General features: G+C 40.0%; 21 protein-coding genes and 5 tRNA genes. 16 read left to right on the top strand and 10 right to left on the bottom strand.

All coding sequences use genetic code 11. The annotated features are described in order from the left end of the window. Window positions 1-179: 179 nt before the first annotated feature. A complete protein-coding gene (locus ACY2LT_RS06870; protein ID WP_491814745.1) occupies window positions 180-1,025 on the bottom strand; it encodes a hypothetical protein in 846 nt (281 codons plus the stop codon). Between the two features lie 307 nt (window positions 1,026-1,332). Between ACY2LT_RS06870 and ACY2LT_RS06865 the strand changes: the two genes are divergently transcribed. Genes ACY2LT_RS06865 through mutL form a run of 3 tightly spaced genes read left to right on the top strand, consistent with a single transcriptional unit; the run spans window position 1,333 to window position 6,246 of the window. Beyond that, window positions 1,333-2,430, top strand: a complete 1,098-nt coding sequence (locus tag ACY2LT_RS06865) for a mechanosensitive ion channel family protein (RefSeq protein ID WP_491814743.1) — start codon at window positions 1,333-1,335, stop codon at window positions 2,428-2,430. 6 nt (window positions 2,431-2,436) lie between these two features. After that, window positions 2,437-4,386 (top strand): sensor histidine kinase, encoded by a 1,950-nt coding sequence (locus ACY2LT_RS06860; RefSeq protein WP_491814741.1) that lies wholly within the window; start codon window positions 2,437-2,439, stop codon window positions 4,384-4,386. 21 nt (window positions 4,387-4,407) lie between these two features. Continuing rightward, entirely contained in the window at window positions 4,408-6,246 is a 1,839-nt protein-coding gene (gene mutL / locus ACY2LT_RS06855) for a DNA mismatch repair endonuclease MutL (protein ID WP_491814739.1), read from the top strand. Here mutL and ACY2LT_RS06850 read toward each other — a convergent pair. The 9 genes from ACY2LT_RS06850 to ACY2LT_RS06810 form a co-directional block, all read right to left on the bottom strand. Beyond that, window positions 6,243-7,424 carry a PP2C family protein-serine/threonine phosphatase gene (locus ACY2LT_RS06850; protein ID WP_491814738.1) on the bottom strand — a complete coding sequence of 394 codons (1,182 nt, stop codon included), beginning with the start codon at window positions 7,422-7,424 and terminating at the stop codon, window positions 6,243-6,245. The genes mutL and ACY2LT_RS06850 overlap by 4 nt on opposite strands. Next, on the bottom strand, window positions 7,421-7,804 hold the full coding sequence (locus ACY2LT_RS06845; RefSeq protein ID WP_491814737.1) for a response regulator: 384 nt from the start codon (window positions 7,802-7,804) through the stop codon (window positions 7,421-7,423). Before ACY2LT_RS06845 ends, ACY2LT_RS06850 begins: the two co-directional genes overlap by 4 nt. Window positions 7,805-7,825: 21 nt before the next feature. Continuing rightward, on the bottom strand, window positions 7,826-9,190 hold the full coding sequence (locus ACY2LT_RS06840; RefSeq protein ID WP_491814735.1) for an ATP-binding protein: 1,365 nt from the start codon (window positions 9,188-9,190) through the stop codon (window positions 7,826-7,828). Window positions 9,191-9,267: 77 nt separating this feature from the next. After that, window positions 9,268-9,948, bottom strand: a complete 681-nt coding sequence (trmD, locus tag ACY2LT_RS06835) for a tRNA (guanosine(37)-N1)-methyltransferase TrmD (protein ID WP_491814734.1) — start codon at window positions 9,946-9,948, stop codon at window positions 9,268-9,270. Beyond that, window positions 9,938-10,483, bottom strand: coding sequence for a ribosome maturation factor RimM (gene rimM, locus ACY2LT_RS06830; protein WP_491814733.1), 546 nt, complete (start codon window positions 10,481-10,483; stop codon window positions 9,938-9,940). Before rimM ends, trmD begins: the two co-directional genes overlap by 11 nt. A 3-nt stretch (window positions 10,484-10,486) precedes the next feature. Continuing rightward, on the bottom strand, window positions 10,487-10,930 hold the full coding sequence (gene dtd / locus ACY2LT_RS06825; RefSeq protein ID WP_491814731.1) for a D-aminoacyl-tRNA deacylase: 444 nt from the start codon (window positions 10,928-10,930) through the stop codon (window positions 10,487-10,489). Then, window positions 10,930-12,201, bottom strand: coding sequence for a nucleotide sugar dehydrogenase (locus ACY2LT_RS06820; RefSeq protein WP_491814730.1), 1,272 nt, complete (start codon window positions 12,199-12,201; stop codon window positions 10,930-10,932). The genes dtd and ACY2LT_RS06820 overlap by 1 nt, the downstream gene beginning before the upstream one ends. Before the next feature lie 584 nt (window positions 12,202-12,785). After that, on the bottom strand, window positions 12,786-13,397 hold the full coding sequence (locus ACY2LT_RS06815; RefSeq protein WP_491814729.1) for a thioredoxin family protein: 612 nt from the start codon (window positions 13,395-13,397) through the stop codon (window positions 12,786-12,788). Between the two features lie 14 nt (window positions 13,398-13,411). Next, entirely contained in the window at window positions 13,412-14,122 is a 711-nt protein-coding gene (locus ACY2LT_RS06810) for a protein-disulfide reductase DsbD domain-containing protein (protein WP_491814727.1), read from the bottom strand. A 301-nt stretch (window positions 14,123-14,423) separates the two neighbouring features. Here ACY2LT_RS06810 and ACY2LT_RS06805 point away from each other — a divergent pair. From ACY2LT_RS06805 to rpoB, 13 genes are all read left to right on the top strand, one after another. Continuing rightward, a tRNA-Tyr gene (locus ACY2LT_RS06805) sits at window positions 14,424-14,507 on the top strand. 17 nt (window positions 14,508-14,524) lie between these two features. Beyond that, window positions 14,525-14,597: transfer RNA gene (locus tag ACY2LT_RS06800), tRNA-Gly, on the top strand. Between the two features lie 74 nt (window positions 14,598-14,671). Continuing rightward, a tRNA-Gly gene (locus tag ACY2LT_RS06795) sits at window positions 14,672-14,744 on the top strand. 14 nt (window positions 14,745-14,758) lie between these two features. Beyond that, a tRNA-Thr gene (locus ACY2LT_RS06790) sits at window positions 14,759-14,831 on the top strand. 21 nt (window positions 14,832-14,852) lie between these two features. Then, window positions 14,853-14,925, top strand: a tRNA-Trp gene (locus ACY2LT_RS06785). 65 nt (window positions 14,926-14,990) lie between these two features. Next, on the top strand, window positions 14,991-15,173 hold the full coding sequence (gene secE, locus ACY2LT_RS06780; protein ID WP_491814726.1) for a preprotein translocase subunit SecE: 183 nt from the start codon (window positions 14,991-14,993) through the stop codon (window positions 15,171-15,173). A gap of 25 nt (window positions 15,174-15,198) precedes the next feature. After that, window positions 15,199-15,888 (top strand): transcription termination/antitermination protein NusG, encoded by a 690-nt coding sequence (gene nusG, locus ACY2LT_RS06775; protein WP_491814725.1) that lies wholly within the window; start codon window positions 15,199-15,201, stop codon window positions 15,886-15,888. Between the two features lie 29 nt (window positions 15,889-15,917). Next, complete coding sequence (gene rplK / locus ACY2LT_RS06770; protein ID WP_491814723.1) at window positions 15,918-16,343, top strand: 50S ribosomal protein L11; 426 nt, start codon at window positions 15,918-15,920, stop codon at window positions 16,341-16,343. A 17-nt stretch (window positions 16,344-16,360) separates the two neighbouring features. After that, window positions 16,361-17,059: a 50S ribosomal protein L1 gene (rplA, locus tag ACY2LT_RS06765; RefSeq protein ID WP_491814722.1), complete on the top strand. Its 699-nt coding sequence runs from the start codon at window positions 16,361-16,363 to the stop codon at window positions 17,057-17,059. A gap of 109 nt (window positions 17,060-17,168) precedes the next feature. Then, a complete protein-coding gene (gene rplJ, locus ACY2LT_RS06760; protein ID WP_491814720.1) occupies window positions 17,169-17,696 on the top strand; it encodes a 50S ribosomal protein L10 in 528 nt (175 codons plus the stop codon). A gap of 32 nt (window positions 17,697-17,728) precedes the next feature. Further along, window positions 17,729-18,112 (top strand): 50S ribosomal protein L7/L12, encoded by a 384-nt coding sequence (gene rplL, locus ACY2LT_RS06755; protein WP_491814718.1) that lies wholly within the window; start codon window positions 17,729-17,731, stop codon window positions 18,110-18,112. 72 nt (window positions 18,113-18,184) lie between these two features. Then, window positions 18,185-18,394, top strand: coding sequence for a ribosomal protein L7/L12 (locus ACY2LT_RS06750; protein ID WP_491814717.1), 210 nt, complete (start codon window positions 18,185-18,187; stop codon window positions 18,392-18,394). A gap of 309 nt (window positions 18,395-18,703) precedes the next feature. Beyond that, a complete protein-coding gene (gene rpoB / locus ACY2LT_RS06745; RefSeq protein ID WP_491816786.1) occupies window positions 18,704-22,486 on the top strand; it encodes a DNA-directed RNA polymerase subunit beta in 3,783 nt (1,260 codons plus the stop codon). Window positions 22,487-22,526: the final 40 nt, after the last annotated feature.

The following is a 22,526-nucleotide window of genomic DNA, read 5'->3' as shown; positions in this document are numbered from 1 at the left end:
ACAAACAATTTTATGCAAATTAGTGATTTTTTTGCATTTACAATAATTATTCTAATCTTTCCCAGAAGCTATCCTGCCTGTATTTCCTTGAAAATAAAGCAATTAGTGCTTTTAAAATAAAAAAGGCGAGAGTTCCCGCCTTTTTGTATTTGCCAAAATATATCAACGCAACAAGAGAGCTACACAGCTCGGGATTTTTCCTGCGAATTTTTTAAACTTTCTGTAAGATTAGAAAGTAGATGGTGTTGGTAGCGTAGCCTGTCGTTGATTTGAATAAGCCGGTTTTCTAATTGTTCTTTTCTTTTCTTTATCCAGAACCTATCCTTCAATTTGTCTTTGAATACGAAAGGTTCCTGATAAATTAAATTTTTTAGTTTTAATTCTTGCTTTTTGATATTGTTTTCGAGGTCTAAAATAAGAGTTTTCAGTTGTGCTTCTTCATTTTTTGATTGATTATAGATATTGTCGTCCAAAAGAAGCTGAATTACTTGCAAACGTTCTGCATCTTTTTGCTTGTATGCGATTTGGACACTTTCCCAATATTTGCGACGCTCTTCGCTTTCGCCGGCGACATCGGGATGTAGTTTTTTCACAAGCGAACGGTAGAGATTAGAAATCTCATAATTTTCATTTACTTCGCAACTGACTTGCTTTAATTGGTGCAGTTCATTTTTGGGATGTAATTTTTGCGTCGAACCATTTGTGTGGTGCCGCAGGTGTTGGCGTTCAACCTGACGGTTAGACATAATATCGATTAATTTTATGGTGTTTTTGCGCAGATTTTCTCCCTGACGCAACTTCATCCGCAGGAACTCCACCCGTTTTTCTAATTCCTGGGAAGTGCGGATTTTGTTTTCGAGTTCTTCTTCTATATCCCCAAAAATATTATCGTATTCAAACATTATTTCCTGATAGACGCTTGTTTGATAGTAATACCATTGGTCTATTAACTTTTGCAATTGCTTTTTAAGTTGCTCGACTTGCAATTTTAAGTGTTCAATATTTTGGCGTTTGTAACTGTTCATAATTACCCCTTGAAATTATTTGGGCAATAATCTCCAAAAATGTTCAAAAATCAACAAAAGAACGTTACATTACAATGTAATTCTGGGATAGTCAATTTGTGTGCCGAGCAAAAACAGATGGTTTGAATTCCCCCCCCATTTTTAGTAAAAATATTATAAAATTCCCGGAAAATCAAAAAAAGTTTTCCACATATTTACTTTATTTTATTGTATTTATGACAACAACATAAGATTATTAAATAAAAATTCATTATATTTGAATTATAAGTTTTTATAGACTTGTCGAACAATCCTTGTGGTGAATATTATGCTACAATATATATTAAATGAGAATATTCTGAAATCTGATTTTCTTCAAAATATATTTCTTGGCAACCGGGTAGTAGAATATTTAGACTTTTTAGTGATTTTCCTGTTTTTTGTTTTATTGATAAAGCTATTTCGGGCAACAATTCTTGTATTGCTTCACAAATTTGCAAAAAAGGCTCAATCCAAAGTTTTCGATTTTATTTTAGGAAAAATCAAGAAATTACTGATACCGATAGAATATTTCGGGGTGTTTTATTTTGCGTTCAAGACGCTGAAACTTAGCAATTATGTTTCGAAAGGGCTTGATGTAGTTGCAATGCTGATTGTAGTCTTCTACGTAACAAGATTTGTTGTGGCGCTGGTTGATTTTCTGATAGAGCAAAAGATAGAAAAATCTGCTGCACCGAGCAAAGCAAGTGTGTTGCGGGCGATTATCCCTGCAATTAATATTGCACTGTGGGCGTTGGGAATTGTGTTTATTCTGAGCAATCTGGGGTTCAACATTTCTGCACTTGTCGCAGGACTTGGGATAGGCGGTCTGGCTATTGCTCTTGCCGGACAGAAAATTTTGGGTGACTTGTTCAGCTACGTTTCGATTTTGATAGACAAACCTTTCGAGATAGGCGATTCTATCCTTATAGATGGCAACTGGGGAACGGTTGAATACATTGGCATTCGCTCCACAAGATTGCGGAGCTTAACCGGCGAGCTTCACGTGTTTGCTAATTCTGATATAACTGCTGCACGAATTCGCAACTATACTAAAATGAAGGAACGCCGCGCTGAAATCAATTTTGGTGTTGTTTACGAAACACCACTCGAAAAACTCCGGGAAATACCGCAAATTATCCAAAGTGTGATAGATGGTATCGAGAAAGTGCGTTTCGACCGGGTTCATTTCAGAGCTTTCGGGGCTTTTTCGCTCGATTTTCAAGCTATCTTTTGGGTGGAAGACGACAATTTAAAAGTGTTCCTCGATAAACAACAGGAAATTTTATACAAAATTTTTGATGAATTTAAGAAACATCAAATTAATTTTGCATATCCAACTTCAAAAGTTTTTCTTGAAAATATTAATAACAATGATATAAATTAATCGAATATGGAAAAAAATATCAATGTTGGCTTCTTTTGTGAAATAAACACACAATTAATCGGAAAATTAACAAAGAACCTGAAAGATTGGGGGTTCCTTGTGGAATATTTTATTTTCAAAGATATTTTTGAATATAATAGCCGCAAGCATCAGCACTCAATTGATGTTGCTGTGATACTTCTTGAATATGCAAGCTATGCAGATGAGGTCGCTGAATACAGGCAAAATATAAATGCTCCGATAGTTGTTATTTCCGATGAGATTACTGAATTTGATGCTTCACTTCTTATAAAAAAAGGCATTTCGCTTGTGTTTCATTACTCACACATAGACCATTTTGCCCGCGAAATCGATAAACTCCTGAAATACGAACATTCGAGGAATATTTTGCTTTCAGACCAATTAAACGAAGACGAAAAAACATCTGCGTTGGAACGGGAAATCACTGCAATTCTGAAAGAAGAAGGTATGTTGCGCGAACACCATATCTTTATGCAAACTATTCTCGAAAATATTCCAAGCCTGATTTATGTAAAAGACACTGCTACAATGAAATATCTGTATGTTAATAAAAGTGCTATAGATATTATTGAATTTTCACCTGATGAGATGATTGGAAAAACAGTCTTCGAACTATTTCATCCAAAGTATGCTGAATATTACCACTCAAAAGATATTGAGCTTGTCCGCAGCAACATCTCTACTCAAACTGTCGAAGAAATGTGCCTTACAAAAAATAACAAATTAAAAGTATTGCTAACGAAAAAAATTCTCATCAAAAATAGCAAAGGCGAACCGCGCTATTTTTTAGGTATTTCCGAAGATCTAACTCAGCTGTATCGTTCGCAGGAAGAATTGCTCAAAAGCGAAACACGTTTTTCAAAAATTTTCCATTCGAGCCCTGTGCCAATTTTCATTATTTCCAACAAGAAAAAAATATTTGTTGATACAAACATTAAGTGCACTGAATTTTTTGGAGTTAATCGCGACCGTGCAATTGGGCAACCTCTTGACGTGTTCTCAGAATTTAAAAATAGCGAGCTAATGGCAAATATTTATGACGCAATCGAAAACAATAAGTCATTTGTAAACAAACAGATTACGATTAATCTTGAAGGGGTGGAACGCCATATTCTGCTTTCCTGCGAGCAGCTTCAGTTGCCCGACGATATTTGGAGCGTTTTCATTACGCTGGACGTAACCGACAGAATTAATGCTGAACGTGAGATGCAGGCAGCGCTTGCTAAACAGCAAGATTTGAATAAGCTTCGCACACAGTTTATTTCTATGGTTTCTCACGAATTTCGCACTCCTCTGACTACCATTATGCTCTCGGCTGATATGCTCGGGAAATATTATGACAAAATTCATCCCGAAGAACGACAGAAGCAAATCGAACGTATCAAGGAAACAATCCAAAAGATGACAAACCTGATGGAAAATCTGCTTGTCCTCGGGCGTATCGATAGCGGAAATTTCCAATTTAATCCAAAAGAGTGCAATTTAGAACAACTTTGCTCGAACTTAATTAAGAATGCTGAATTCAATTCAGGCTTTTCGCATAAAATTAATTTTAACATAAATGGTAATTGCAAAAATGCTATAGTGGACGACCAACTGGTTTCGTTTGCCTTAAATAACCTTCTTTCAAATGCTATCAAGTATTCACCAAACAGCAAAGTGATAGATTTTACAGTTAATTGCAACGAACAGATGATTGAATTCATCGTTACAGACTATGGGATAGGCATTCCAGAAGAAGAGCAACACTTGCTTACCCAATCTTTCTACCGTGCTTCAAATGTCGGACAAATTTCCGGCTACGGGCTGGGAATGTCTATTGTTAGTCGTGCTGTCGAGGCACACTGCGGGCAAATCGAAATCAACAGCAAGCCCGGTAGCGGTTCCACTTTTATTGTTAAACTGCCGCAAAATTGCGGAAATAAATCTAATTAGCGTTCCATCGTCTTCTATTTTATGGAACATAACAATCAAATAAAGATATTACCTGAATACATTGCAAACCAGATTGCGGCAGGTGAAGTTGTTCAGCGTCCGGAATCGGTGGTCAAGGAATTAGTTGAAAATTCACTCGATGCAGGTGCTACTTCTATCGGTATTGTTGTGAAAGGTTCGGGCAAAACTCTGATTCACGTTCTGGATAATGGCAAAGGTATGAGCCGCGAAGATTTGGAACTTGCACCTTTGAGGCATTCCACAAGCAAGATACTGACGCAGGAAGATTTAGAGAAAATTCAGACCTATGGTTTTCGCGGCGAGGCTCTTGCTTCTATTTCTGCTGTTGCTTCTATGGAAATACGCACCAAAAGGGCACAAGATGAACACGGTTGGTCGCTGAAATCTGAACCCAATCAGCCATTTCAGATTTCGCCTATCAATTGCGACAATGGCACGCAGGTTTTTGTGCGAAACTTGTTTTTTAATGTGCCTGCCCGGAAAAAATTTCTCAAATCAGACATAACTGAATATCGCTATATTACTGAGACAGTAACAAGATTTGCTGTAATTCATTACGATAAGAGATTAGTTTATTATGATTCCGATAATTTGGTTTATGATTTGCATCCATCGAGTCAGGAAGAGCGAATAAAGAACGTCTTTGGTGAAAATATTGCCAGTGAAGTCGTCAAAGTGGATTTCTCCACCGATTTAGTTTCAATAAGGGGATTTATCGGCAAGCCGGCAGCTGCCCGCCCAACAGGAAATTACCAGCATTTGTTTGTAAACCAACGCCCGGTTGTTAGTAAAAACCTGAATTATGCTATATTTGCACCTTTCGAGCACCAACTCGAAAAGAACTACAAGCCGTTTTACGTTATCAATATTGAGATTGACCCGCGAAAAGTAGATATAAACATTCATCCTCAAAAACACGAAGTGAAATTCGACGATGAGAAGCTTATTTTTTCTGCTCTTCATCGTGCAGTTACGGAAGTGCTTGCAAAATATAACTTTACATCTGTTCACAAGGTTGATAAATCCGAAAAAAGCCCTTTTTTCCGGTTCGAAGTGCCGGAGAGTTCTAAAGAAAATATTCTTGTCAATAGAAGCACTGGCGAGGTGATTGACCGCAGTTTTGCATTTAAGCAGACTTCCAACTGGCACGCCCCGATTGACCGTAGTTTTGGAACTACCGGGCAAAGTAGCAGAAGTGCTTTTGATTTGCTTTTCGATGTTGCTCCCAAAAGTGATTTTCAGCCTCCAAAAGATAGAATAGAAATTAGCGACGATGTCCAATTTCTGCAAATTCACAACAAATATATTTTAATGCAAAGCCCGTCTGGTGTGTTTATCATAGACCAGCATAATGCCCACGAGCGTATTCTGTATGAAAAGGCTTTGCGGGCAATGAACTCAGATTTTTCAAATATGCAGGTGTTGCTTTTTCCGATAAGCTCTGCAATTGAACCGTCGCAAATAGCAATTGCAAGAGAAATTGAGCAGGAATTGAGAAAACTTGGCTTCGATTTTAATTTATATCCTGATGGCAAAATAGAAATAATGGGCGTTCCGCTTGATATTTCAGAGAGCGAGGCAATTTCGGGCTTCTCCGAAATTCTGAGTGAATATGTGAAGTTGCTGCAAATTAAGCACAGCACAAAGCGGGACAGTCTTGCTGCAAGCTACGCTTGTCGTTCAGCAGTGAAAACAGGGCAGAAGCTTTCGCCGGACGAAATGCTAAATCTTGCGCGCAATCTGATGCAGTGCAATATGCCGTATGTTTGCCCGCACGGGCGTCCGGTTGTTCTGGAAATTAGTTTGCACGAGCTGGACAAAAGCTTTAAGCGTGTCTAAAACAGCTTTCTTTCGATTATCAGCATTGTAAGGTCGTCGTAGAATTCTTCGCCGTTTGTCCAGACCTTGAGTTCGGGAACAATCGAGCGAAGCATAATTTCGGAATTGTTGTTTGAGTGATTATTCAGGAAATCTACAAGCTTATTTTGAATAAGCAGTTTATTTTTTACGCCGGCGCATTCGGTTATCCCGTCTGTATAAATGATGAATTTATCGCCGCTTTCGAATGGAATGATCTGGTCGTAGTATTCAGCTTCGGGCAAAATTCCGACAGGAAAACCGCGGGAAGCAATCATTTCGGCTTTGCCACCGGCTTTAATCAAAAATGGGTTGGGGTGTCCCGCCTGCGAGAATATTATTTTATCTTCGATTAAATCGATAACGCCATAGAGCATAGTAAAATACTCGGCGTTCTTGCCACGTGAGAGAAAAAGTTCGTTGAGTGATTTTATAACAAGCGATGGCATAACGTAATTGCCTGTTTTCTCATCGAGCAATAGTTTTTTTCCTATGTCCTGACTTAATGAACGGGAAAGCGAAACCGACAAAAATGCAGCCGGTAGCCCGTGCCCGGCTACATCGACTATATAGAACGCAATATATCTTTTGCTTATAGGGAAAAAGTTGAAAGTGTCGCCCGAGACAAACACACTTGGAACAAATATCCAATTAAACCGGCAATCGCCGTAGGTAACGTTGTTTTGGGGAAGAAACTCGCGTTGCAATTCGGCAGCAGTTTCTAAGTCTTTTTTTATTGTGTCGTAGGCGTCCTGGAGCTTTCGCGTCAGTTCTTTTTCTGTTGTGATAAGTCTGTATTGTTCGAGTGCATCATTTATAGAATTTATGAGCTTATCTGTTGGCAAAGGTTTTGTAAGGAAACGGAAAATATTGCCTTCGTTAATAGCTTCGATTGCGATTTGCATATCGGCAAATCCGGTGAGGATAATTCTTATTGTGTCGGGAGAAATTTCTTTTACTTTGTGGAGCAGTTCAATTCCGTCCATTTCGGGCATACGGTAGTCGGAGATAATAACGGCAAAATCGCCCTGTTCGGATATGATTTTTAGAGCCTCGCTGCCACTATTGGCAATGTGGACATCGAACAGACTTCGCAGATTTCGCCTGTAGCCGTGCAGAACGTTTATTTCATCATCAACGAAGAGAATTTTTTTGTTCATTGCTGCAATAATTCTTCTTTTTTGGATAGGCAGTCGTTAATAGTATCCAGCAACATTTTGTAATTTACAGGTTTTGCAAGAATTATGTGAGCAAATTCTTGTTTGATGTTTTCTAAGTCAGAATTCACAAATCCCGTCATCATTATTCTGATAGCGTTAGGTTGGGCTTCTCTTGCAAATTCCAGAAGTTTCAGCCCGTCAATTTCGGGCATATATAAATCAGTGATGATAATATCAAAATTTTTATCTGCAATTTTTTGGAGTGCTTCTTTGCCTGATGTTGTAAATTCGGCGTTAATAACATCGGAGGCACTTTTTATGAGCCGCTTCAATCCAAGCAGAATAAACTCTTCGTCGTCTACAAACAATACATTTGCCATAACTATGCTAAAAAGAAAATATTAATCGTATGGCAATTTAATAATAAATTCTGTTCCTTTCAAATAATTTGATGAGACAAAAATATCACCACCAAGCTTGCTGCAAATTACATTGTGTGCAATTGCAAGTCCCTGACCTGTTCCTTTGCCGGGGGGTTTGGTTGTGAAAAACGGGTCGAATATTTTATCTAAGTGCCTTTCTTGTATTCCAATTCCATCATCGACGAACTGAACAGCAATTTCTCTATCGCCAAAGCAAGTCGAGATTTCAATTTTGCCAAAAGTGTAATTGTTATCAATCTGCATTTTTTCTTTAATTGCATCAATAGAATTTAGCAAAAATTGCAGCAATACTTGATTGACTTCGTCGGCATAGCAATAAATAACAGGCAATTCGCTATGCAGAGAAAGATGCACATCAGCAACTTTTTTCCATTCGTTTCGTGTAATGAGCACAATATCTTCGAGTGTGCGATTAATATTGAGAAATGATTTCTCCCGCACACCTACCTGAGAGAAATTCTTTATCGTATTAATAATCTTACTGATTTTTAAAATGCCTTCCTGCGATTGGCTGATTGCTCCTGGAATTTCCGAAAAGAAAAAATCAATGTCTGTTTCTTTAATATTCTTCTTAATAATTTTTCGGGCATCGTTCCAATTGTCCACTCCCCAGTCGCCAATCAATTCGTAAATGCTTGAAGCGAAGTTTGATAAAGCTTCGTAGGAGTGTTCCAAAAAGTCGAGATTGTCATTAATATATTGCAGTGGTGTATTAATTTCGTGGGCTATACCAGCGGCAAGCTGACCAATGGATTGCAGTTTTTGAGAGAGGAAGTTTCGGTTTATTTCTTCGAGACGTTTGTTCATCCTTTCAAGGTCGCGGGTTTCAATGATTTTTTTGTATATAACGGCAGCAATGTTTGTAATAAACGAAATTGCATTTATTACTTCTTCAGAAAAGTTATCTATTTTGACGCTTGCGAGCGAATAAACTCCGAGCACCTGACCGTTGTTAATCAACGGAATGTATAGCCGGGAATTTAGCAATGTTGGTTTCACAAACTTGTTTTGGAGGTCGTAGGCTTCGCTGTCAGCTTCTTTGATATAGATAATTTGTTTGGTTCGCAGGCAACGCCCCGGCGAGCGTTGCATTGCTGATTTCTGTGCAAAAAATCTTTCTTCTTTGGTGAGCCCTTTCGTTGTTACGGCGAATAATCTGTCTGAATGTGCAGTATAGTAATAAAGCACCATATATTCATAATCACAAATCTCATTGACAAGTTTTTCGACTGTGCCGAACAAACAACGCAAATCATTGCAAACAACGAGTTTAGTGGCAAAATCCTTATATTTATCAAACAAATTTGTATGATTATTATTCATAGAAATCGCAGACATAAAAAATATAATATTATAACAATTAAGAGAGAAATAAATTGTAAGAAAAAAAACTATTATGATTACGCTTCTCCAAGCAAATCGGGACGACGAATACGTGTTTTTTCCAATGCTTGTTGCTCGCGCCACTGTCGTATGCTTTCGTGGTTGCCCGAGAGCAAAACATCCGGCACTCGCATTCCCCGAAATTCAGAAGGTTTGGTATACTGTGGCGGTTCGAGCAAGCCGTTCTGAAAAGAATCCTCTAATGCGGATTCAGCATTGCCGATTACTCCCGGTATCAGGCGAACTATCGCATCGGTTAGCACCAATGCGGGCAATTCTCCTCCGCTTAGCACATAATCACCAATCGAGATTTCGCGGGTAACGAAATAGTCCCGCACTCTCTGGTCTATTCCTTTGTAGTGCCCGGCGAGAATAATAATATTTTGCTTCAGGGATAATTCATTGCATACTGATTGCGTAAGCGGGTATCCATCAGCACACACATAGATGATATCGTCATACGAACGCTCGCTCTGAAGCTTCTCGATGCAATCGAATATCGGTTGGCATTTGATTATCATTCCAGCGCCTCCACCATAAGGTGTGTCGTCTATATGCCGGAATCGGTCAAGTGCGTAATCGTGTAAATTATGCAAGTGTATTGATACGAGCTTCTTTTCTTGTGCGATTTTTAGAATACTGCCTTGGAGGTAGGAAGTCATCAATTCCGGGACAGCCGATATAATATCAATCCTCATCAACTGCACCTCGATTGTGTGTCAGATCCAAAAGTCCATCTATTACATTTATTTTTACAATTTTATTTTCAAAATCAGTTTCAACAATAACATCATCTATTACCGGCAAAGGCAATTCTCCAAAGTTGGTGCTGACAAGCCAAACATCGTTTGCAGGCAATTCCCAGATTTCAATAATTTCTCCTAATTCGTTGCCGTTTTCAATATCAATTACCTTGCATCCAACAATTGAGTTGCTCGAAACAAAATTGGAGTTATATTTTTTGATTTCTTCTTCATCGGCAAAAATGCCTTTGTTGCGAAGTTTCTCAATTCCTTCTTTATCGTTTATTTCTGTTAGCTTTGCTATGGCTCGGTTATTTTTTTTATGGAAGTGTTCAATTGTATATTCATCGGAAAAGTTTGCCGAATAACCGATTTTCACCTTAAATCCGTCTGGGATTGCTTCAATTTTCTTATATTCAAGAATAAAATTAAACTCGCCTTTGTAACCAAAGTAATTGCCGACCACACCAATTAATATTAAATTCCCCATACGCTAATCCCTGTCGATAATTAGTGTTACAGGACCATCATTTTGCAGACGCACATCCATCATAGCCCCAAAGATTCCGGTTTCGACTTTCAGGTGAGTCGATGAACGGAAGTGCCCGACAAATTTTTCGTATAAAGGTTCAGCCACAGAAGGCGGAGCAGAATCAGTATAGCTCGGGCGCGTTCCTTTCCGGCAATCACCATAAAGCGTAAAGTTGGAAATAATCAATATTTCGCCACCAATATCCGAAACCGATAAGTTCATTTTGCCGTCGTTGTCGGGGAAAATGCGTAGATTTAATATTTTCTGCGTCATCCACTCGATAGTTTTATCGCTATCGCTTTCTTTCATCGCAACGAAAACGCAAATGCCGCGACCAATTTTCCCGTTCGATTTTCCGTCAATTACAACTTCTGCGTCGCTCACTTTTTGCACAACTGCTCTCATTATCGTCCGATTCCTTTGTAATAAATACCATTTGCCCGTATTTCTTCTTTATTTAAGCAATTTTTTCCGTCAATGACAATTTTTACATTGTGTTTTTTGAGAACTTCGGAATTAATTGTTCTGAATTCACGGTGGTCAGTTGCAATTACAATTGCATAGGATTTTTCGAGGATTTCGCCGAGACTGCCTGAATTGCTCATTTCGGGGAAATATGGGTCGAACACAAGTAATTCAGCACCTTTCTGCTTTAAAATCTGCAATATTTTAAGTGCCGGACTTTCGCGCAAATCGCCGACATTTGCTTTGTAGGATAGACCAAGAAGACCAATTGGCGTGTTTTTGATAGGCTTAGCATATTCGTTGAGAGCATTCACAAGCAATTCAATTGTATAAGCCGGCATTGAGTTGTTGATTTCACGGGCAATTTTCAGAAACTTATGGTCGAAACCGCTTTTGCTTGCTCTTTCAATCAAATAATATGGGTCTACCGGTATGCAATGCCCGCCAACACCACATCCCGGATAGTGTGGCATAAACGCAAATGGCTTGTTCGACGCACCTTTAATCACAGTAAGTATATCAATACCAAGCACATCGAACGATTTTGCAAGTTCATTGACGAATGCGATATTAATATCCCGAAACGTATTTTCAATAATTTTCGTGGCTTCTGTGCTTTTAAGGTCTGGCATTTCGTTGATTTCTGCATCGATGAACTTGCGGTAAAAATCAGCAAGGAATCGTGTTGCTTCGGAGCGTGTCGAACCAATATTTCGCGGAATATTGTAAACATTCCAGTGTGGGTCGCCCGGATTTATGCGTTCCGGACAATGTGCAACATCGAAATCGCGTCCTGCTTTCAAATTCGTTGCTTCTTCGAGTATTGGGATAACCACTTCGTCGCAGACACCAGGATTAATAGTTGATTCAATTACAACGTAATTGCCTTTTTTCAGATGTTTTGAAACTGTTGTAACTGCATTTTTCACAGGTTGCAGGTCGGGAGTGTAGTCATCGAGAACAGGAGTTGGCACGCAGATAATAAAAATATTGCATCCAGCAAGAATTTCGTCGCTTGACGATACCTGCAACTCGATTTCTTTTAAATCTTGTTCGCATTGATGGTCGTCTATTGGGCAAATTTTCTTCTTTATTTTTTCAATTTTTGTTGCCGAAAGATCAAATCCGACTACGTTATAATCAGTTTTTTTCTGAATTGCTGCTGCAAGTGGCAACCCAACATATCCAAGCCCAATAACGCCAATTTTCATTTTATCAACCTAAATTTATATTTAAAAAACAAAATTAAGAATTTGCAAAAACATTTTGAGAAATTTTTTTTCGTGTGTTGAATTATAAAAAAGTAGAGACGCAAAGCTTTGTTTGTAGAGACGCAAAGCATTGCGTCTCTACAAAACCGTGTATGGAAAAAATCGAATGTAGAGACATAGCAAGCTATGTCTCTACGATAAATCGGGAATGGGAAAAAAACGTAGAGGCACAATGCATTGTGCCTCTACAAATTTCGTTTTTGTAAAAATCGTGAATTAAAAAATCCAACGTAGAGACGCAAAGCATTGCGTCTCTACAAAACCCGTGTATGGAAAAAATCGAATGTAGAGACATAGCAAGCTATGTCTCTACGATAAATCGGGAATGGGAAAAAGACGTAGAGGCACAATGCATTGTGCATCTACAAATTTCGTTTTTATAAAATACGTGAATTAAAAAATCCAACGTAGAGACGCAAAGCATTGCGTCTCTACAAAACCGTGTATGGGAAAAATCGAATGTAGAGACACAGCATGCTGTGTCTCTACGGAATGCTGTGTCTCTACAACAATAAATGCTGGATTTAGTATTTTACAGAACAACCGTAGGGTTGGGTTACCTTAGTCGAAACTGATTTTCCAGCCAAAGCTTCGTTGAGAGCTTTCGAGATATAATTTTCTGCCTTGTCGATGTCTGCTTTGTCTGTTGAGCGAATACTGTCGATTGCCCCGGCATAAATCAGCTTGCCTTGCGGGTCGATAATATACATATGTGGAGTTGTTTTAGCTGAATACATACGCCCAATATCGCCACTTTCATCAATCAAATATGCTGTGAATTTGGCTTTGTAGGTTGCAGCACGTTTCTTGATTTCGTCTTTGGACAAATTACCTTCTTTGCCGGGCGCTGATGAACAGATTGCAAGCCATACAACGCCTTGCGAAGTGTATTTTTCCTGCAATTTTTGCATATTTTCGCTGTCGTAGTGCTTTTTTACAAACGGGCAATCAAAATTTATCCATTCGAGCACGACAAATTTACCGTGAAAGTCCGAAAGTTTATGTTTTGTGTCGTTAACGTCGGTTAGTTCGAAGTCCGGGGCAGGCTTGTCGATTTCAGCTTTGTTTTGTGCAATCAGATTTGTCAGAGCAAAGCTAAAAGCAATCATTGCCAATATTCCAAAAAATGAATTCATAAATCCTCCTTTTATTAAAAAATTACTAAAACTTCGTAGGCTTTTTCGTTGTCAAGTATCAGGGCTTTGAGTTTTTTCGGAATTTCTGTGTGAAAAGCATCGAGCGGGACAACGAGCGACCGCTCCTGAATGTATTGAGTTGCTGAATTGTCGGTTATTCCTTCCAAATATGGGATAAATCTTGCTTTTTCGGATAAATTCAAATCATCACTCAGTGTTATTCGTATGCAATTTTCTTCGATTGATGCTTGCAATGGCTTGTTGATTCTTATAGGAATATTGCCAAAAATGTCAGAAAAATTTTTGTTTATTTCGCTTTGCGTTCCAGAAAACAGATGAATTTTAACTGAATCTTTTCCCGGCAGGCACTTTTCTTTGCAAGCGAGCCATTTGACAGTTGCAGGAATTTCGAAATTCTGTATTTCAGGATTATCAGAAATTGAAATTTTGTAAAAAATATAGTGCTTGCGGTGAAAACCATAAGAAACAATACCATCAGTTTCGATAATTTCGGGGATTTGCCAGATTGTGTCTGTGATGGAGACGCCTTTAGGTAAATTCCACTCAACAGTTGTTGCAAGCCCTGCGTCGCCGGGATTTGCCCAGTATGTGTGCCACCCTTTTTTAGGCTCAATTCCAATAGCAATCCAGGTGCTTTCACCACTTGCAACAGTGTGGTGCATAGAATGGACTGAAATATTAGCAGTTTCGTTGTTATTCGCCATAAACAAAAGTGCACTCAATAAGATTAAGAAATACATAAAATTGCTAAATTTTAGAACTTAACAGAGTGACGAAATTTAGCCGTGCTTATTTTAGATGTTTAGATGTGTCTAATTTGCTCGTTTATGAAGTGTTCAGATAATGAATCTGAAAATAAAGTCAAGCAATTGATGAAGAATGAAAACGTAGAATTAAAAATATCCAACACGTAAAAACAGAAAAAAAGTAAAAAAAACAGAAAAAAAGTAAAAAAAGTTTTGCAAATAAAAAAAAAGTGTGTATTTTTGTATTCCTAAATCGTTCGGGCAGGTACCGAAGTGGTCAACCGGGGCAGACTGTAAATCTGCTGGGCTCCGCCCTACGGAGGTTCGAATCCTTCCCTGCCCACTATGAAAACAAATTATGCGGGAGTAGCTCAGTTGGTAGAGCATCAGCCTTCCAAGCTGAGGGTCGCGGGTTCGAGTCTCGTCTCCCGCTCAGCTCGAAGAGATAGCGGCGAAAAACAAAATAATTCTGGTGGAATTAGTAAAGCCGCTTTTTTTGTCGTAGATGCGGGAATAGCTCAGCTGGTAGAGCATCAGCTTCCCAAGCTGAGGGCCGCGGGTTCGAATCCCGTTTCCCGCTCGGGCAAAGCAACTGCTGATGTAGCTCAGTTGGTAGAGCACATCCTTGGTAAGGATGAGGTCACCGGTTCAATCCCGGTCATCAGCTCTACTGTAGGAACTTTGAAATACGGGTGTAGCTCAATTGGTAGAGTAGCGGTCTCCAAAACCGTTGGCTGTGGGTTCGAGTCCTACCACCCGTGCTCTTAAATTTAAGGCAAGCGATAGAGTTTGCCGAGATTTTTTTATTTGTAAATGAGAATGTGTTATGGTTGCTAAAATTAAAAAATTCGTAAACGAAGTTGTTGCCGAGATGAAAAAAGTGTCTTGGCCTACAAAAGAACAATTGAAGGAATCAACCAAAGTTGTTATCGGCGTTACTTTGGTTATAACAGTTTTCATTTTAATTGTCGACCAGGCTTTGACGGCAATTATGAAAGCAATTTTTTAATTAAATACAATAGAATTAGAGCGATATGAATATCGACGATACATACGAAAATATCGAAAAGCTTGGTGAAGAGGTTGCGGGCAGCGGTGCCGACGATCTTGATTTCTCAGTTTTGGAACGTAAGAGAGATGAATATGTCGAGCCACCTCAAAAATTGTCGGACGACGAACGCTCCGCTACTGAAGCTCGTTGGTATGCCTTGCGTACTTTCACCGGTCACGAACTTCGCGTAAAGCAAAATATTGAAGCCGAAGTGAAGCGTCTGAACCTGAAGGATAAAATTTTCGAGGTTGTAATTCCCGAAGAAACAGTCTATGAAGTGCGTGGCGGCAAGCGTCGCTCCCGCCGGAAAAACTTTTTGCCCGGCTATATTATTGTTAGAGCAATCTTAGATAAAAAGACACGCGAAATAATCCAATCACTGCCTTCTGTTGTTGCTTTTGTCGGTCGCAAAAACGAACCTCAGGCATTGCAACCAGACGAAATCAAAAGAATTTTGGGACGCGTCGAAGAAAGAAAAGATATAGAAACTGTTGTTACACAATTCGAAATTGGCGACCCTGTCCGGGTAATAGATGGACCATTCAACACATTCAGCGGAACAATCAAAGAAATTAATTACGAAAAGCAAAAGATGAAAGTTGAAGTCGGTATCCTTGGGCGTAAAACTCCGGTGGAACTTGACTTCAGCCAAGTCGAAATTGAGAATAAATAAACGTATTTTTCACATTCAGTAAAAGTAAAATGGCTAAGAAAGTAGCAGGAACATTCAAACTCCAACTCAAAGCAGGCGAAGCAACTATGGCTCCACCTGTTGGTCCGGCGTTTGGTCAGAGAGGCTTGGCAGGTATGGAATTTGTTAAGCAATTCAATGCCAAAACCGCAAAACAGCAGGGAACAATATTGCCAGTGGTTGTTACTTACTATACTGATAAAAGCTTCACTTTTATCATTAAGTCGCCTCCGGCACCTGTTCTGCTTCTGAAAGCAGCAGGTTTGCAGAAAGGTTCAGCCGAGCCAAACAAAACAAAAGTCGGCAAAGTTACTGTCGCTCAATGCGAAGAAATTGCTAAAATTAAAATGGATGACCTCAATTGCACTTCCATCGAATCAGCTATTAGTATGATCAAAGGAACTGCAAGAAGTATGGGCATCAATGTTGTTGAATAATTAATTACGAGATTGAAATGAGACAAAGAGGAAAAAGGTACAGGAAACTTGTCAGTAGCTTCGATAGAGACAAACTCTATAACGTAGGCGAAGCTATTGAAATCGTCAAAAAAAATGCCACCGCGAAGTTCGACGAATCCTTTGAAATCTCTATGAGATTAGGCGTCGACCCACGTAAAGCAGACCAAATGGTTCGCGGGACTGTATCTCTTCCCCACGGCACTGGTAAAACAGTTAAAGTACTTGTTCTCTGCAAACCTCCAAAAGATAAAGAAGCTTTGGACGCAGGAGCAGACTACGCCGGATTGGAAGAATACATCGAAAAAATTAAAGGCGGTTGGGCTGATATTGACGTCGTTGTTGCTACTCCTGATGTTATGGGAGAAGTCGGTAAGCTTGGTCGTATTCTCGGTCCGCGTGGTTTGATGCCAAACCCAAAAGTCGGTACAGTTACTTTTGATGTTGCTAAAACTGTTGCTGAACTGAAAGCCGGTAAAATCGAATTCCGTGTCGATAAAACCGGTAATATTCACGCGGCTGTTGGCAAATGCTCCTTCCCACCTGAAAAACTTGCTGAAAACGTTAATGCCTTCTACCAAAGCATTATGCGTGCTAAACCTGCTACTGCTAAAGGTAAATACGTAAAAAGCGTTTATTTCAGCTCTACTATGGGACCGGGCGTTGCAATCAACGACCAATCGTTTGATAAATTTTAAATTTTAAGTCTATTACGCACTCGCTGCGTTCGGGATGCTTCTCCTTCGCCTCTTTGGCGATTGTTCCCGAAAGCAACGTTAAAATAAATCAAAAAACGGACAGAGGTTTATGATTACTCGCGAAAAAAAACAAAGTATAGTTGAGGATTTAGTCGAGAAACTGCAGTCTGCTAAAGGGATTTATTTCGTAGATTTTACTAAAATCACTGTCGAAGAAATTAATAAAATTCGCCGTGAATTTAAATCGAAAAACTCTACCTTCAAAGTTGCGAAAAACACGTTAATTCTGCGTGCGCTTGCGCAAGTTGGTGGGTATGAGCTTCCCGAACGACGCCTCTTCGGTCAGACAGCTATGATATTAGCTTACGACGATGCTGTCGCTCCGGCAAAAATCATCAAAGATTTCTACGAAAAAGAGCAAAAACTCGAGCTCAAAGCCGCTTTCATCGAAGGTCAGTACTTCGACGGAAAAGACTTGAAACTCGTTGCTTCGCTGCCATCCCGCGCAGAATTGGTTGCAGGTATTCTTGGCAGTCTCAACTCGCCGATTTCCGGCATTGTCGGCTCTATCAACGCTGTTATGCGTGATGTGGCTTCGCTTATCGAAGAAGTCGCAAAAAAACAAAATGCCGCTTAATTTTTTTTGAATAATTTTTGGAGTTTAATAAAATGTCTGAAAAAGTAGAAAAATTAGTTGAAGAGATTTCCAATCTCACATTAGTTGAAGCTGCTGAACTCAAAAAAGCTTTAGAAGAAAAATTCGGCGTTACCGCAGCTGCTCCTGTTATGATGGCTGGTGCTGTGCCTGGCGCTCCTGCTGCCGAAGCTGCAGCTGAAGAAAAAACTGACTTCGATGTAGAACTTACTGATGTCGGTGGTAACAAAATTAACGTTATCAAAGCTGTTCGCGAAATCACCGGTCTCGGCTTGAAAGAAGCTAAAGACTTAGTTGAAGGTGCTCCTAAAATCGTTAAAGAAGGTTGCAACAAAGACGAAGCTAACGACATCAAAAAGAAACTTGAAGAAGCAGGCGCAAAAGTTACTCTTAAGTAGTTTTTCTTTTCGGCAGGGGAGAATTTCGTTTCTCCCCTGTTGAACTTTATTTAACTCTACCAGGCAATTAAAATGGGTGTTTATATTGAACTTGTAGATCCTGGAATTAATAAAATTCAAGTTATTGAGATTATTCGTAAACTTACTAAAAAAAGTCTTAAAGAAGCAAAAGATATGATAGATTCTGCTCCTGTGGTTGTTACAAGTTGTCTGAGTTTGGTTGAAGCTCAGGATATTAAAAAGAAATTTGAAGAAGTGGGAGCAGTGATCAATCTTCGGTAATAATAATTAGTGGGGAGGGAGTGTTTCCCACAATTTGTTAATTATATTTTAAAAGAATTGTACAATAAAAATATCAAAATGAAAATATCTGTTGTTAGTAGGATTTTTTGATGTTCATTTTATGCTTAGGCAATGAGGAACATCAAAAAGTCCTATTTTTTATAATGAATTTAATTTCTGAGGAGGCTTACTGTGGAGAACAATGAATTTCAGGAAATAATCGGCGAAGATTTTGAATCTGCTCTCCCGGTTAATTATAAAACAAGCGATACCAGCAATATCTTCCTGCTGGACAGTTCGGAAGATATTGTGCGACTTCGTAAGCGAGTGAACTTCTCGCGTACGAAATGGGCACCTCTCTATCCCGACTTGCTTGGTGTCCAGCTACAATCATACGAAGAATTTCTGCAAGAAAACGTCCCACCGAAAAAACGTCGTAATATTGGATTGCAACAAGCTTTCAATAATAATTTTCCTATTGAAGATGCTTCCTCAATCTACCAGCTCGAATTCCTTGAATATTCGATTGATAAACCCAAATACACAGAAGATGAATGCCGCGAACGCGAACTTACTTTTGCAAAACCGTTGAAAGCTAAACTTCGTCTCTCGAGCAAAGCCGACAAGGATTCCGAAGACTATATCGAGGCTATCGAGCAGGAAGTGTATTTAGGCAATATTCCTGCTATGACAAACCGTGGCACCTTTATCATCAATGGTGCTGAACGCGTTATCGTTAGTCAGATTCATCGCTCGCCCGGTGTATTCTTCGATGATGCTATGCACCCAAATGGTGTGCGAATTTATTCTGCACGCGTTATTCCGTTCCGTGGCTCGTGGATTGAATTTACTACAGATATTCACGAAATTATGTATGCTTATATTGACCGCAAGAAAAAATTCCCTGTTACTACTTTGTTGCGTGCTCTCGGTTTCTCTTCGGACAAAGAAATTTTAGACCTGTTTGAACTTGTAATTGATGTCAATCCTGAAGATTTAGATGAATCATACATTGGCAAAAGAATTGCCTCCGATGTGGTTGATTTGAACACCGGCGAAATTATCGCAACCCGCGATATGATTTTGACTGATGAACTTTTCGCTCAGTTCAAAGCAACTACAATTACTCCTTTGAGATTTTTCTCTTACTCAGACCCAATCGACGAGCCAATAATTGCAAGAACAATTGCCAAAGATACTACTCGCAACCGCGAAGAAGCTCTCGAAGCAATTTATCGTCAGATGCGTTCCAGCGACCCGCCGGATATTGAAACAGCTGCCGGATTGCTCGAAAAACTCTTCTTCAATTCGAAAAGATACGATCTTGGAGTTGTCGGCAGAGTTCGTATGAATGAAAAAATCGGGCTTAATATCCCAACAGATGTTACTGTTCTTACAACAGAAGATATTGTTGCGATAATCAAGCATTTAATAAAACTTCACGAATCTAAACACACCGGCGACGATATTGACCACTTAGGCAACCGCCGCGTTCGCTCCGTTGGTGAGCAACTTCAGGCACAGTTTAACGTTGGGCTTGCTCGTATGGCTCGCACAATTCGTGAACGTTTAAGCATTCACGATGGCGAAAATCTTACTCCGTCCGAACTTGTTAATGCCCGAACAATTACATCAGTCGTTAACCAGTTCTTCGGAACAAATCAGCTTTCCCAGTTTATGGACCAAACAAATCCGCTTGCAGAGCTCACTCACAAGCGCAGAACATCGGCTCTTGGTCCTGGTGGACTTACCCGCGAACGTGCCGGGTTCGAAGTTCGCGACGTTCACTATACACACTACGGAAGGCTTTGCCCGATCGAAACTCCTGAAGGTCCGAATATCGGTCTTATTTCATCGCTTGCTATTCACGCAAAAATAAATGAACTTGGCTTTATTATGACACCTTACCGCAAGGTTGTCAATGGATATGTAACTAATGAAATCGAGTATCTAACAGCAGATAAAGAAGATGGTTTGATATTGGTTCCGGCATCAACAGCAGTTGATGAAAACGGACGTCTTGCAGGCGAGAAAATCCGCGCTCGTAAAAGTGGCGACTACGTTTTCGTTACTCCTGAGCAAGTTGATTATATGGACGTTTCTACCGACCAGATCACTTCTCCTGCAACTTCGCTTATCCCATTCCTCGAACACGACGACGCAAACCGTGCTCTTATGGGCTCGAACATGCAACGTCAGGCTGTGCCACTCCTACGCACAGAAGCTCCGATAGTTGGAACAGGTATGGAAGCTCGCATCGCAAAAGATTCACGCACTTTGCTTTTAGCCGAAGGCAACGGAGTTGTTGAATATGTTTCTGCCGATAAAATTATTATTCGTTACGAAGATACTCGCTCCGAAGAAGAAAAACTTATAAGCTTCGAAAATAAAGAACTTGTTGAATACAAACTCACTAAGTTTTTCCGCACCAACCAGGATACCTGCGTAAACCAGAAACCAATTGTCAAGAAAGGCGATAAAGTGGTCAAAGGTCAGCCAATCGCTGATGGTGCATCGACAGATCGCGGCGAACTTGCACTTGGCAAAAACGTGCTTGTTGCATTTATGCCTTGGCGTGGTTATAACTTTGAGGACGCGATCATCCTTTCTCAAAGAGTTGTTGCCGAAGACGTATTTACTTCTGTCCATATCGAGGAATTCACTCTGCAAGTGCGCGACACAAAACGCGGAGAAGAAGAATTTACCCGTGAAATCCCGAATGTGAGCGAAGAAGCTACAAAAGACCTCGACGAAAACGGTATTATCCGCGTTGGTGCAAAAGTATCAGAAGGCGATATCCTTATTGGTAAAATTACTCCAAAAGGCGAAACCGACCCAACTCCGGAAGAAAAACTGCTTCGTGCTATCTTCGGAGACAAAGCCGGCGACGTCAAAGACGTTTCGCTCAAAGCCGGACCTGGCATTAAAGGTGTTGTGATTAATACCAAACTGTTCACTCGTCGTAGTCACACAGGCGACCGCGAAGCACGTTCCGAAGAAAAGAAACGCGCAGACCAGCTTAACCGCCTCGAACGCGATGTGATTAAGCGTTTAGACGATGAATGCGTCAAACGCTTAGCAAAAGTACTTGATGGTGAGACTTCGCTCGGGCTGAAATTAACCAACAATGTTTCTGTCTTCCGTTCCGGAACAAAAATGACTGCTGCCAACGTCAAAGAAAAATATAACGATGGCACTCTGAAACCTGAACTTCTGAGCGAAGACGATAATTATGTTTCGGACGAAACTAAAAATGAACTGATTAAGAAATTGATTGCAAATTATAAACAAAAACGATCCGACGAGCAGGCTCGCTTCCGCTCTGAACGTAATAAATTGGCTGCCGGCGACGAACTGCAACCCGGTATTCTGCAAATGGCTAAAGTATATATCGCTAAAAAGCGTAAAATTCAGGTTGGCGATAAAATGGCTGGTCGTCACGGCAACAAAGGTATCGTTTCGAAGGTTGTTCCACCTGAAGATATGCCATTTTTGCCGGATGGAACACCTGTTGATATAGTGCTGAACCCGCTCGGTGTGCCTTCTCGTATGAACCTTGGTCAGCTCTACGAAACAGCACTCGGATGGGCAGGCTCGAAATTAGGAATACATTTTGCAACTCCGATTTTTGATGGTGCAACTTGGGAACAAGTAGGCGACTATCTCGAAAAAGCCGGCTTGCCTCGCGATGGTAAATCTGTTCTTTATGATGGACGAAGTGGCGAACCATTCGAAGAAAAGGTAACCGTCGGAGTTATTTATATGCTCAAACTGTCGCACCTTGTTGAAGATAAAATACACGCCCGTTCTATTGGTCCTTACTCGCTTATTACTCAGCAGCCACTTGGTGGTAAAGCACAATTCGGTGGTCAGCGTCTTGGAGAAATGGAAGTGTGGGCTTTGGAAGCTTATGGTGCTTCGCACACTCTTCAGGAAATGCTCACTGTCAAGAGCGATGACGTTCAGGGACGTGCCAAGCTCTACGAAGCAATTGTCAAAGGCGATAATATGCCCGACCCGAACATTCCGGAATCATTTAACGTGCTTGTTCGTGAGTTGCAAGGCTTGTGTCTTGATTTGTATGTTGAATAAAAATTAATAATGAAGAATTTAAAATTAAATAAATGGAGTT

The sequence above is a fragment of the Eximiradius proteiniborus genome (assembly GCF_058546985.1).
The sequence above is the reverse complement of the archived record's forward strand: the minus strand, read 5'-3'. Positions and strand labels throughout refer to the sequence as shown.